Origin of the sequence: Frigoribacterium sp. CFBP 13605, from assembly GCF_014839405.1 — a bacterium.
Classification (GTDB): domain Bacteria; phylum Actinomycetota; class Actinomycetes; order Actinomycetales; family Microbacteriaceae; genus Frigoribacterium.
In genome coordinates, this window is the sequence record NZ_JACYNS010000018.1 from 26,606 (window position 1) to 38,460 (window position 11,855).

11 protein-coding genes are annotated in these 11,855 nt (G+C 72.5%); 5 read left to right on the top strand and 6 right to left on the bottom strand.

What is annotated here, in order from left to right; all coding sequences use genetic code 11:
- The first annotated feature begins 3 nt into the window (after positions 1 to 3).
- From IFT36_RS06395 to IFT36_RS06405, 3 genes are all read left to right on the top strand, one after another.
- Positions 4 to 768, top strand: a complete 765-nt coding sequence (locus tag IFT36_RS06395; RefSeq protein ID WP_200412686.1) for an SDR family oxidoreductase — start codon at positions 4 to 6, stop codon at positions 766 to 768.
- A gap of 151 nt (positions 769 to 919) precedes the next feature.
- Complete coding sequence (locus tag IFT36_RS06400; RefSeq protein ID WP_056043151.1) at positions 920 to 1,129, top strand: hypervirulence associated TUDOR domain-containing protein; 210 nt, start codon at positions 920 to 922, stop codon at positions 1,127 to 1,129.
- Positions 1,130 to 1,178: 49 nt separating this feature from the next.
- Positions 1,179 to 1,415: a hypothetical protein gene (locus IFT36_RS06405; RefSeq protein ID WP_043597179.1), complete on the top strand. Its 237-nt coding sequence runs from the start codon at positions 1,179 to 1,181 to the stop codon at positions 1,413 to 1,415.
- Here IFT36_RS06405 and IFT36_RS06410 read toward each other — a convergent pair.
- The gene (locus IFT36_RS06410; protein ID WP_200412687.1) at positions 1,408 to 2,655 is read right to left on the bottom strand and encodes an MFS transporter; all 1,248 of its coding nucleotides are present in this window, start codon (positions 2,653 to 2,655) and stop codon (positions 1,408 to 1,410) included. The two genes, IFT36_RS06405 and IFT36_RS06410, sit on opposite strands and share 8 nt — an antisense overlap.
- Before the next feature lie 86 nt (positions 2,656 to 2,741).
- On the opposite strand from IFT36_RS06410, the gene IFT36_RS06415 reads away from it, so the two are divergent.
- Positions 2,742 to 3,434, top strand: a complete 693-nt coding sequence (locus IFT36_RS06415; RefSeq protein WP_192122885.1) for a TetR/AcrR family transcriptional regulator — start codon at positions 2,742 to 2,744, stop codon at positions 3,432 to 3,434.
- Positions 3,435 to 3,493: 59 nt separating this feature from the next.
- Here the strand turns inward: IFT36_RS06415 and IFT36_RS06420 are convergent, their stop codons facing one another.
- Positions 3,494 to 4,348 carry an ABC transporter permease gene (locus tag IFT36_RS06420; protein ID WP_123571703.1) on the bottom strand — a complete coding sequence of 285 codons (855 nt, stop codon included), beginning with the start codon at positions 4,346 to 4,348 and terminating at the stop codon, positions 3,494 to 3,496.
- Positions 4,345 to 5,394, bottom strand: a complete 1,050-nt coding sequence (locus IFT36_RS06425; RefSeq protein WP_123571702.1) for an ATP-binding cassette domain-containing protein — start codon at positions 5,392 to 5,394, stop codon at positions 4,345 to 4,347. Before IFT36_RS06425 ends, IFT36_RS06420 begins: the two co-directional genes overlap by 4 nt.
- A 205-nt stretch (positions 5,395 to 5,599) precedes the next feature.
- On the opposite strand from IFT36_RS06425, the gene IFT36_RS06430 reads away from it, so the two are divergent.
- Complete coding sequence (locus tag IFT36_RS06430) at positions 5,600 to 9,100, top strand: bifunctional proline dehydrogenase/L-glutamate gamma-semialdehyde dehydrogenase (RefSeq protein ID WP_200412688.1); 3,501 nt, start codon at positions 5,600 to 5,602, stop codon at positions 9,098 to 9,100.
- Positions 9,101 to 9,221: 121 nt separating this feature from the next.
- Here IFT36_RS06430 and IFT36_RS06435 read toward each other — a convergent pair whose 3' ends face one another.
- From IFT36_RS06435 to IFT36_RS06445, 3 genes are all read right to left on the bottom strand, one after another.
- Entirely contained in the window at positions 9,222 to 10,430 is a 1,209-nt protein-coding gene (locus IFT36_RS06435; RefSeq protein WP_056043133.1) for an alcohol dehydrogenase catalytic domain-containing protein, read from the bottom strand.
- A 234-nt stretch (positions 10,431 to 10,664) separates the two neighbouring features.
- Positions 10,665 to 11,648, bottom strand: a complete 984-nt coding sequence (locus IFT36_RS06440; protein WP_200412689.1) for an NAD-dependent epimerase/dehydratase family protein — start codon at positions 11,646 to 11,648, stop codon at positions 10,665 to 10,667.
- Positions 11,645 to 11,855: hypothetical protein (locus IFT36_RS06445; RefSeq protein WP_200412690.1), on the bottom strand; the 211-nt coding region annotated here is incomplete at its 5' end. The genes IFT36_RS06440 and IFT36_RS06445, both read right to left, overlap by 4 nt.

The following is an 11,855-nucleotide window of genomic DNA, read 5'->3' on the forward strand; positions in this document are numbered from 1 at the left end:
CGCATGTCGAAGAAGATCTGTCTGCTCACCGGTGCCGGCCGCACGAACTCGATCGCGAACGGCATCGCCCACGAGCTCGCCGCCGACGGCTGGGACCTCGCGCTGACCACCTGGGATGGTTACGACGCCGCCATGCCCTGGGGACTCACGGCCGTCGACGTGGGGTCGCTCGTCTCCGAGCTCGAGGCCGCGGGTGCGCGCGTGGCCGTGTACCCGGCGGACCTGGCGGACCCCGCGACCCCCGCGCGCCTCCTCGGGGCGGTGAACGACGACCTGGGGCCGGTGACGGCGCTCGTGCTGTCGCACTCGCACAGCGTGGACTCGTCGATCCTCGACACGACGCTCGAGAGCTGGGACGCGCACTACGCCGTCAACGTGCGGGCGGCGTGGCTCGCGATCAAGGCGTTCGCCGAGCAGCTGCCCCCGGTCGACCTCCTCGACGACGGTGCCCGCATCGTCGCCCTCACGAGTGACCACGTCGTGCACAACCTGCCCTACGGCTCGAGCAAGGGCGCCCTCGACCGGCTCGTCATCGCGGCCGCCCGGGAGCTCGGGCACCTCGGCGTCTCGTCGAACGCCCTGAACCCCGGGCCGATCGACACGGGCTGGATGGACGACGAGATCCGCGCGAGCGGCATCGAGCGGCAACCGACCGGCCGTCTCGGCACGCCCGCCGACCTCGGCCGGGTCGTGCGCTTCCTGCTGTCGCCCGAGGGGCGCTGGATCTCGGGCCAGCTGATCAAGGCCGACGGCGGCTTCTCGGTCTGACCGGTCCGGCCCGCCGCCCGCCCGACCACGGATCGCCGCGCCCTGTACCCCGCGTCGCTGGGTGACGGGTCGGCACGGGCGGGGTACCGTCCACGCCACCACCGCGCGGCACCGGACGCCGACGGACGGATCGACACACCAAGGAGGCGCGATGTCGTTCAGCAAGGGAGATCACGTCACCTGGAACACCCCCCAGGGCGAGACCCACGGCACGGTCGTGGAGAAGCGCGTCGAGGAGTTCCAGCTCGACGGGCAGAAGTTCAAGGCCTCGGACGACGAGCCCTACTTCGTCGTCGAGAGCGACAAGAGCGGGGCGAAGGCCGCCCACAAGGGTTCGTCGTTGAGCCCGAAGAAGAAGTAGCACCAGCCGCACCCCACCCACCACCGCCCCACCCCACGAGGAGAACACCATGGCCGACCTGAACGACGTGCGCTGGAACGACGAAGCGCGTGACAAGATCCTGACCGACGCCGACAACGTGCTGCGTGATGCCGTCCGCGACGCGGCCGCAGCCCACTCGGGCGAGTCGTGGGAGGAGTCCTTCAAGGCGATCAACGACGCCGTCAAGGACCGCTTCATCGACTACGAGCCCGGCCCGGACGTCCGCAAGTACGCCGAGGCGATCGAGCGCGGCGACTTCAGCTGACCCGCGCCTCCTGGCCGGCGTCGATCCGTCGCACCCGTGAGCTCAGCGCCACGGCCACCGCGACGGCGACCACGAGGCCGGCCAGGGCGGCGAGGGTGGCCGGGGTGCCGATCACCTGGGTGAGCGGTCCGACCACCACCTCGCCGACGGGCACGCCCGCCAACGACGCCAGCGTCAGGCACGAGAAGACGCGCCCCAGGTAGGCCCCCGGCACCTGCCGCTGGACGACCACGTCCAGCGGCACCGTGAAGACCTCGAGCCCGACGCTGGCGGCGAAGAGGCCGAGGCTGATCCAGAAGAACCAGTGCAGCGGGTCGAAGACCACGGGGTCGGTGCCGTAGGCGAACGACAGCAGCACGAGCGGCAGGGCCAGCGCCGCGGCGCCGAGGCAGGCGGCCCACAACCGGAGCCGCCCGCGGAGGGCCCCGGCCCAGTACGCCCCGACGATCAGGCCGAGGGTCTGCAGGGCACCCGCGAAACCCCAGAGCAGACGTCCGAACGACTGGTCGGCCACGAGCGGGCCCACCACCTGGACCCCGCCCGCGAAGGCGAACTGGAACGTGAACGCGAGCGCCGCGGTCGAGACGAGCCAGCGCGTGCGCCAGACGAAGCCGAGTCCGCTGCCGAGGTCCCCGAGCACCGACGTCCCTCCGGAGGCGCGGGCACCGTCCCGGGGCAACCCCACGAAGACGACCGCCGCGACCACGAAGACGACCGCCCCGACGGCCAGGGCGACGCCCGACCCTGCGGTCGCCACCACGGCCCCGCCCACCGCCGTGCCGATCACCAACCCGACGTTCATGCCGACGCGGCTGAGCACCGTCGCGTCCCGGAGTCGGTCGTCGGGGACGGTCTCGCGCAGCAGGGCGCTCGTGGCAGGGCCGAAGAAGGCGGCCGCGGCGCCGTTCACCGCGCCCACCGCCGCGAGGGTGGGCAACGTCTCGGTCTGCGTCAGCATCAGGGTGGCCGCGACGACGAGCGACGCCGCCGACAGCCACGACGAGGCGATCGCGACGGTGCGTTTCGAGAAGCGGTCCGCAAGGGCCCCGCCGACCAGGACCAGGGCGATGTTGGGCACCGACCGGGCGACGACCACGAGCCCGAGGTCGACGGCGTCGGCCCCCAGGTCGATCGCCGCGAAGACGATGGCCAGGGGCGCGAAGCCGCTGCCCACCCACGAGAACAGGCGCCCGACCCAGAGGGCCCGGAAGGCAGGCGTTCTCAGCAGCGACCACGGCACCGCTGAACTCTATGCCGACGCACCGTGTGCGGACGCCGCGTCCCGCGGCGTCGTCATCCGCGCGGGGACGACCTAGGCTGACCCCGATGGACGCCCCCGAGCCCGACACGACCCGCGCCGACGTCACCGACGTCCCGCCGGTCGCTGCGGTGCGCGAACCCGGCCGCTACCGCAAGGGCATCGCCAAGCGCGAGGCGATCCTCGACGCGGCCCTGCCGGTCTTCGGCAAGGTCGGGTTCCACGGTGCCACCCTGCGCGAGATCGCGCGGCGGTGCGGCGTCTCGCACCAGTCGCTCATGCACTACTTCCCGACCAAGGACGAACTGCTGATGGCCGTGCTCCGGCGGCGCGACGAACGACTGCGACGCCACTTCGACGACGACGGTGGCATGCGCGTCGACGAGCTCGTCGCGCTCGCCGAGTACAACGTCGACGTGCCGGTCGTCATCTCGCTGTTCATCACGGCGTCCGCCGAGGCCACCTCGCCCGACCACCCGGCGCACCGCTACTACGCCGACTACTACGAGCGCATCGTCTCGTCGACGTCGGCCTACCTCGGGCTCGCCCAGGCCCGCGGCTGGTTGCGCGACGGCTACACCGCCGAGTCGGCGGCCCGCGTCGTGCTCGCGGTGCAGGACGGTCTGCAGTTGCAGTGGTTGTACGAGCGCGACGCCGTGGACGTCCCGGCCCTGATGCGCCTCGTGATCGGGAGCGTCCTCACGGTGCCGACGAGCGAACTCGACGCCGCCGTGCGCGAGGCGGCCGGGCACGCGGGCTGACCCGCGCCTCCTCGGCGGACGGGCGACGCCAGCGGCAGGCGACGGGCGTCCGGCGTCCGCTACTTCGCGCTGATGCGCTGGAACTTGCGGATGCACAGCGGCACGAAGACCACCAGCATCACGGTGATGCCGAGCAGGACGGTCGCGTAGGGGTGCTGCATCGTCCAGATGTCGGGCACCGGGGTGGCGCCCAGGTTGCCGAACGAGGTGCGGGCGGCCTGCACGAGCGACGACACCGGGTTCCACTCGGCGAAGACCCTCAGCACGGTCGGCAGGGTGTCGCTCGGCACGAACGCGTTCGAGACGAAGGTCAACGGGAACAGGATCATGAACGACGCGTTGTTGATGGTCTCGGGCGTCTTGACGCTCATGCCGAGCAGGGCCATCACCCAGCTGAACGAGTAGCTGAACAGCAGCAGCAGGGCGACCCCGCCGACGAACGAGGCAGGTGAGGCGTTGACCCTCCAGCCGACGGCGAGACCCGTGAGCATCATGATGACCATCGAGATCGTGTTGAGCGCCAGGTCGCTGTTCGTGCGACCGATCAGCACGGCCGACGGGCTCATCGGCAGGGTGCGGAACCGGTCGATGATGCCCTCCTTCAGGTCTTGGGCCATGGCGGCACCGGAGAAGGTCGAGCCGAAGACCACGGTCTGCGCGAAGATGCCCGCCATGAGGAACTGCGTGTAGTCGGTGCCCTGGACCGCGATGGCACCGCCGTAGACCTGGCTGAAGAGCAGGACGAACATGATCGGTTGCAGCACGGCGAAGATCAGCATGTCGGGCGAGCGCTTCACCTTGATCAGGTTGCGCTTGGTGACCGTCCAGCCGTCCGAGGCCCAGGTGCCGAGGCCCGTGTCGGTCGACGGGACGAGCGTCTGCGCCAGGGCGGAGGTGGTTCCGGTGGTGGTCATGCCCGTGCCTCTCTCTTCTTCGCACCGCGCCGACCGCGACCTCGACCGCCGGCCGGGTCGTCGTCGGGGGAGTCGTGGTCGTCGCCCGCGTCGTCGTCGGCCGCGCGGTGGCCGGTGAGCTGGAGGAACACGTCGTCGAGGGTGGGTCGTCGCATGCCGGCGTCGTGCAGCTCGATGCCGGCCGCCCCGAGGTCGGCGAGCGTCCGCTGCAGGGCGGTCGGGCCGTCGGTGACCGCGACCTCGAGCTGGCGGCCGTCGGCCCCGACGGCCGGCTCGGAGTCACCGTGCCGCCGGAGCACCTCGACCGCCTGGTCGGCCCGCGCCTCGTCGACGAGGGCGACGACGAGGCGGTGGCCGCCGACCTGGGCCTTGAGCTGGTCGGCCGTGCCCTCGGCGATGACGGCGCCGCCGTCGATGACGGAGATGTCGTCGGCCAGGCGATCGGCCTCCTCGAGGTACTGCGTGGTCAGCAGCACCGTCGTGCCACCGTCGACCAGCCCGGTGATGATGTCCCACAGGGCGAGGCGGCTGCGGGGATCGAGCCCCGTCGTCGGCTCGTCGAGGAAGAGCACGCGCGGGTTCGTCACGAGCGCCCCGGCGAGGTCGATCCGTCGGCGCATGCCGCCGGAGAAGCCCTTGACCGGCCGGTCGCCCGCAGCGGCGAGGTCGAAGACCTCGATCAGCTCGCGGGCGCGGTCCCGACTCACGCGGCTGCCCAGGTGGTACAGCCTCCCGATCATGTCGAGGTTCTCGAATCCGGTGAGGTTCTCGTCGACCGCGGCGTACTGCCCCGAGACGCCGATCGAGCGGCGCACGGCCTGGGCGTCGGCGACGACGTCGAGCCCGGCGATCGTGGCCGTGCCGGCGTCCGGACGTTCGAGGGTGGTGAGCATCTTGACGCCCGTGGTCTTGCCCGCGCCGTTCGGCCCGAGCAGCGCCTTGACGGTGCCCTCGGGCACGATCAGGTCGAGGCCGGTCAGTGCGTGGACCGGGCCGGACTTCGACCGGTAGGTCTTCGTGAGGCCGCGGGCCTCGATCATCGCCATGGGTGCTCCCGGTGCAGGGGGCCCGTCCATCCGCAGACGGGTCCGTCTTGGCGGCCGCTGGGCACCGCCTGAACGCGCCCAAGGTAGCGCTGTCCGGCCCTCGCCGCCAGTGCCCATCGACCCCTCGTGGAGAAGGAGGCGCGGCGCACGTTACGGTCTCGTGTCAAACCTTGCCAGGTGGCAAGTTCCGCCCTACATTCATCCCATGACCACCATCGACGAGACGGCGGGGCCGTCCACCGCTGAACAGCTCCTGCCCGTCGGCATCGGCGACGACGCCGTCGCCCTCGCCCGCCGCTGGGCGCACGAGGCGTCCGGCGCCCCGAGCACCGGTTCGGCCCACCTGCTCGCCCAGGTCCTCAAGGACGAGTCGGGCCTCGCGTTCACGATCGGTTTCGTCGACCGGGTCGTCCGGCCGGAGGACCTCGGCGTCGCGGCCCGCAACCTGTCGACCCTGGCGAAGCAGGCACCGGCCTTCCTGCCGTGGCACATGCGTTCCGCCGTGCGTCTCGGCGGCGTCATGGCACCCGTGCTCCCCGGCGTGGTCGTGCCGATCGCCCGTCGCGTCCTGCGCGGCATGGTCGGTCACCTCATCGCCGACGCCCGCCCCGCCAAGCTCGGTGCGGCCATCGCGAACATCAAGAAAGACAGGACGCGGCTCAACCTCAACCTGCTCGGCGAGGCCGTCCTCGGTGACGCCGAGGCCGAGCACCGCCTCGCCGGTACCCGGGCGCTCCTCGCCCGCGACGACGTCGACTACGTGTCGATCAAGGTCTCGTCCATCGTCAGCCAGCTCTCGATGTGGGCCTTCGACGAGACCGTCGAGCGCGTCGTCGAGAAGCTCACCCCGTTGTACGAACTCGCCGCCCGGTCGCCGAAGCCGAAGTTCATCAACCTCGACATGGAGGAGTACCGCGACCTCGACCTGACGATCGCGGTCTTCACGCGCCTCCTCGACCAGCCGCAGCTGAAGGGCCTCGAGGCCGGCATCGTCCTGCAGACCTACCTGCCCGACGCCCTCGGCGCCCTGCAGCACCTCACCACCTGGGCGACCGAGCGGGTCGACGCCGGCGGGGCCGCGATCAAGGTGCGCATCGTCAAGGGCGCGAACCTCGCGATGGAGACCGTGGACGCCACGGTGCACGAATGGCCGCTCGCCACCTACGGCACCAAGCAGGACAGCGACACCAACTACAAGCGCGTCCTCACCTGGGCCTTCACCCCCGGACGCACCCGTGCCGTCCGCGTCGGCGTCGCCGGCCACAACCTCTTCGACATCGCCTTCGCCCACCTGCTCGCCGAGGCCCGTGGCGTGAGCGACCGGGTCGAGTTCGAGATGCTGCTGGGCATGGCCGAGGGGCAGGCCGAGCTGGTCAAGGCCGACGTCGGCGGGCTGTTGCTCTACACGCCCGTCGTGCACCCCCGCGAGTTCGACGTCGCCATCAGCTACCTGATCCGCCGCCTCGAGGAGAACGCGTCGAGCGAGAACTTCATGTCCGCCGTGTTCGAACTCGCCTCGAACGAGGCCATGTTCGAGCGCGAGAAGGGCCGGTTCCTCGCCTCGCTCGCCGAGGTCGACGGAGACACCCCGGCACCGCACCGCGTGCAGAGCCGCCTCGACGCGGCCCAGGCGTTGCAGCCCCGCGCGGCCGGCAGCGGCTTCGACAACGAGCCCGACACCGACCCCGCCCTGGCCGACAACCGCGCCTGGGGTCGTGAGATCGCCGCCCGCTCGGCCGACTCGCGCCTCGGCGTCGAGCTCATCGAGTCCGCCCGGGTGACCGACGAGGCCACGCTCGACGCGATCGTCGCCGAGGCCGTCGCCGCCTCCGCCGCCTGGTCTGCCCGCGGAGGCGCGGGTCGTGCCGCGATCCTGCGCGAGGCCGCGGCCACGCTGTCGGCCCGCCGCGCCGACCTGATGGAGGTCGCCGCGAGCGAGACCGGCAAGACGGTCGCCGAGGGCGACGTCGAGGTCAGCGAGGCCATCGACTTCGCCAACTGGTACGCCCACCTCGCCGAAGAACTCGACCGGGTCGACGGTGCGACGTTCGTCCCCGAGCGACTCACCCTCGTCACGCCGCCCTGGAACTTCCCCCTGGCGATCCCGGCCGGCTCGACCCTCGCCGCGCTCGCCGCGGGCAGCAGCGTCGTCGTCAAGCCGGCGGGCCAGGCCAAGCGCAGCGGGGCCGTCATGGTCCAGGCGCTCTGGGACGCCGGCGTGCCCCGCGAGGTGCTGAAGCTGGTCGACGTCGACGAGGGCGACTTCGGTCGTCACCTGGTGTCGCACCCGTCGGTCGACCGCGTGATCCTCACCGGCGCCTTCGAGACGGCCGCGCTGTTCACCAGCTGGCGCAACGACCTACCCCTGCTCGCCGAGACGAGCGGCAAGAACGCCATCATCGTCACCCCCAGTGCCGACCTCGACCTGGCCGCGTCCGACGTCATCAAGTCGGCCTTCGGCCACGCGGGTCAGAAGTGCTCGGCGGCGAGCCTGGTGATCCTGGTCGGCTCGGTCGCCACCTCCGAGCGCTTCCGCCGTCAGCTCGTCGACGCGGCGTCGACCATGCGCGTCGGACTGCCCTCCGACCCCACCACGCAGATGGGCCCGATCGTCGAGCCGGCCCACGGCAAGCTCGAACGTGCGCTCACCACGCTCGGCGCGGGCGAGACCTGGCTCGTCGAGCCGAAGCGACTCGACGACACCGGGCGCCTCTGGTCGCCCGGCGTGCGCGCCGGCGTCGCCGCGGGCAGCGAGTTCCACCTCACCGAGTACTTCGGCCCGGTGCTCGGCGTCATGACCGCGAAGACGCTCGACGAGGCGATCGAGCTGCAGAACGCGACCGACTACGGCCTGACCGCGGGTCTGCACACCCTCGACCCCGCCGAGCTGTCGACCTGGCTCGACCGCGTCGAGGCGGGCAACCTCTACGTCAACCGCGGCATCACCGGGGCGATCGTGCGTCGCCAGCCGTTCGGCGGCTGGAAGAAGTCGTCGGTCGGTGCCGGCGCCAAGGCGGGCGGGCCGAACTACCTCGTGCACCTGGGGTCCTGGCAGCCGACGACGCTGACCGAACCGCAGGAGGCGCGCCCGGGTCGCGAGGCCCTGGCCGCCCTCGAGGCCGCGTCGCCGCTGCTCGGGGCGTCGGGTGCATCGGCCTCCGACGACCTGCGGGCCGCCGCCGCCAGCGACGAGCACTTCTGGGCCGCCGAGTTCGGCGTCGCCCGCGACGTGAGCGACCTCGGCCTCGAGCGCGACCTGCTGCGCTACCGTCCCCTGCCCGTCACGATCCGCGCCGCCGACGGCGCGGCCCCGGCCGACGTGGTCCGCGTGCTGCTCGCCGGACGGCGCTCGGGCGCGCCGCTCACGGTGTCGTCGTCGGTCGAGCTGCCCGGTGCCCTCGTCCGGGCGCTCGGCCTCGCGGCCTCCGACGTTCTGCACGAGGACGACGCCACGTGGCACGACCGGGTGCGTGCGGGTCGCCTGTCGACCGAGCGCGTGCGGTTGGTGACCGGTGCCGGTGACGCGACCCGCGCCTCCTCGGCCCTGGCGGACGCCCTGGGCGGCGACCCGGCGGTGGCCGTGTTCGCGGCCCCGGTCACGCCGACCGGCCGCCTCGAACTGCTGCCGTTCCTGCGCGAGCAGGCCGTCGCCATCACGGCCCACCGCTTCGGCAACCCCGACGACTGGAGCGCCTCGGTCATCTGACCCCGCCGGCGCATGCAGACGCCCGAACCCGCCGGACCCTTGGGGAGTCGGCGGGTTCGTGTCATCCACGGCGGTCCGGCGATGGCCCGCCGGGAGCGACGGGAACCGCCGGCCCGAGGCCCTAGCCGGGGACGACCTCGACCTTGGTCCAGCCGGGCTCGCGGCGGTCGAACGCCTCGTAGGCCTCGATGGCCGAGCCGATGCCCTCGTGCTCGGTGATGAACGCCGTGGGGTCGAACTGGCCGGACGCGACCAGGTCGATCAGCGGCGGGGTCACCGAGTGGTGGTCGCAGTTGCCCATGCGGATGGTGAGGTTCTTCAGCATCGCCTCACCGAAGGGGAACGACGTCACGGTCGGCGAGTAGACGCCGATGACTCCGATGCGGCCGTACTTCGCCACGACCTCGACGGCCCAGCGCAGGGCCTGGGTCGGCGCGTTGCCGGGCACCCACTGGTCGCCCTGCGGGTTCGCGTCGGGGGCGACCTGCTCGACCTCGGCGGCGAACTCGGCGGCCGTGTCGGGGTCGGGGGCGGCGGGACCGTGGCTCGCGTGCTGGGCGTCCACGCCGACCGCGTCGATGACGGCGTCCACACCGGCGCCACCGGTGAGGCGCTTGATGGTCTCGACCGGGTCCTCCTCGTCGAAGTTCACGATCTCGGCGTTCTGGGCGAGCGCCTGCGCCAGGCGGGTCTCCTCGCGGTCGACCACGATCACGCGGCTCGCGCCCTGCTTGAAGGCCGAGGCGATCGCGAACTGGCCCACCACTCCGGCACCGAAGACGGCGACCACGTCGCCTCGGGTGACCCCGGCGAGTTCGGCGCCGAACCAGCCGGTGGGGAAGATGTCGCTCAACAGGATGGCCTGCTCGTCGCTGACCGTGTCGGGGAGGCGGTGCATGGTGTTCTGCGCGAACGGGACGCGCACCTGCTCGGCCTGCAGGCCGTTCACCGGGCCGGTCGAGGCCGGGCCGCCGAAGAAGCAGGTGCCGGCGTCGGGGCCGTTGGGGTTCGCCACGTCGCATTGAGCGGTCTGGCCCTGGCGGCAGTAGCGGCAGGTGCCACACGACACCGTCGAGTTGATCACGACCCGGTCGCCGGCACTGAAGCCGCGCACGTCGTCGCCGACCGCGGTGACGACGCCCACCGCCTCGTGGCCGAGGATCGTGCCCTCGGCCATGGGCGCCATCGTGCCGCGCACGAAGTGCAGGTCGGTGCCGCAGATCGCACTCCGGGTGATGCGGACGACTGCATCGGTCGGGTCGACGATCGTGGGGTCGGCGACCTCGTCGAGTCGGATGTCGCCGATGCCGTGCCAGACGACTGCCTTCATGGGATGGTCCTTCCGTTGAGCCCTGGGCACCGGAGCTGCCCGGTACCCGTGCGACGGTAGGCGGCACGACGCCGGAGCGACATGTGCCCTCACACAGAGAACGGGGGACGCCGCCTCGCCCTGGTTCCCTCCGCCCGGGGGAGTCGGCAGGCTCCCGCCACCCCTGGCGGGTCATCGCCGACCCGCCGGGCACGACGGGAACCCGCCGACCCGAGGGCGGCCGGGCGGCGGGTCTCAGACGGAGGGCTGCCCGGCGGCGTACCAGGCGGCGAGACGACTCAGGCCCTCGTCGACGCTCACGACCGGTGTCCACCGCAGGTCGCGCTGGGTGCGTCGCTGGTCGAACCAGTGCGCCGTGGACAGCTGCTCGGCGAGGAACCTCGTCATGGGTGGTTCGTCGGTGCCCGGCCGCACGGCCCAGACGCGCTCGACCAACGACCCCGCGGCGCGGGCGATCCCGGCCGGCACCCGCAGGCGAGGCGCGGGCACCCCGGCGGCCGCGCAGATCCCGGCCATCAGGTCGGCGACGGTGCGGGGCTCGCCGTTGCTGATCACGTACGACTCGCCGCTGACCTCGTCGACGCGTGCGAGCGCGGCGGCGATGCCGGACGCCGCGTTGTCCACGTAGGTGGAGTCGATCAGGGCGGCGCCGTGGTCGAGCAGCGGCAGGCGGCCGGAGCGCGCACGGTCGACGATCCGCTCGACGAGCTGCGTGTCGCCCGGTCCCCAGACGAGGTGGGGGCGGACGGCCACCACGCGCAGGTCGGCGTCGGCGGCCCCGAGGGCGACCCGCTCGGCCGCGGCCTTGGTGCGGGCGTAGTCGCCTCGAGCGTGTCCGGGCGAGGCGGGCAGGGCGTCGTCGCCGACGATGGACGACCCGGCGTGCGCCACGGACGGCGACGAGACGAAGACCAGCCGGGGCACCGAGGAGGCGCGCATCGCCTCGACCAGGGAGCGCGTGCCCCCGACGTTGACGGCCTCGAACTCGGCCGGTTCACCGGTGAGCGACACCTTGGCGGCGAGGTGGACGACGGCGTCCTGGTCGCGGACGGCGGCGGCCACGGCCCGGGGGTTCGTCATCGATCCGAGCACGTCGCGGGCGCCGGGCACGCCGGAGGGTCGCCGTTGGAAGGTCGTGACCTCGTGTCCGGCGTCGGTGACGGCGCGCGCGACGGCACCGCCGAGCAGGCCGCTCGCGCCGGTGACCAGCACCCTCACGGGCGACGCATCCGGCCGCCGGACAGCACGGACGTCGCCCACGCGGCCAGGCCCGTGCGGTCGATCTTGCTGTTGTGCCGCACGTCGGTCGGCAGCTGCGGCACGACGAGCACCGCGGCCACCGGTCGACCCGACGCCGACCGGACGGCCGAGCGGACCGAGGCCGCCAGGGCCGCGGACGCCAGCCCCGGGCGACGAGCCGGGGGG

Coding starts and splice junctions, on each gene's coding strand:
- IFT36_RS06405 (WP_043597179.1), top strand. CDS start 1,179: ATGGCCGACCTGAACGACGTGCGCTGGAACGACGAAGCGCGTGACAAG.
- IFT36_RS06395 (WP_200412686.1), top strand. CDS start 4: ATGTCGAAGAAGATCTGTCTGCTCACCGGTGCCGGCCGCACGAACTCG.
- IFT36_RS06435 (WP_056043133.1), bottom strand. CDS start 10,430: ATGAAGGCAGTCGTCTGGCACGGCATCGGCGACATCCGACTCGACGAG.
- IFT36_RS06420 (WP_123571703.1), bottom strand. CDS start 4,348: ATGACCACCACCGGAACCACCTCCGCCCTGGCGCAGACGCTCGTCCCG.
- IFT36_RS06430 (WP_200412688.1), top strand. CDS start 5,600: ATGACCACCATCGACGAGACGGCGGGGCCGTCCACCGCTGAACAGCTC.
- IFT36_RS06400 (WP_056043151.1), top strand. CDS start 920: ATGTCGTTCAGCAAGGGAGATCACGTCACCTGGAACACCCCCCAGGGC.
- IFT36_RS06415 (WP_192122885.1), top strand. CDS start 2,742: ATGGACGCCCCCGAGCCCGACACGACCCGCGCCGACGTCACCGACGTC.
- IFT36_RS06425 (WP_123571702.1), bottom strand. CDS start 5,394: ATGGCGATGATCGAGGCCCGCGGCCTCACGAAGACCTACCGGTCGAAG.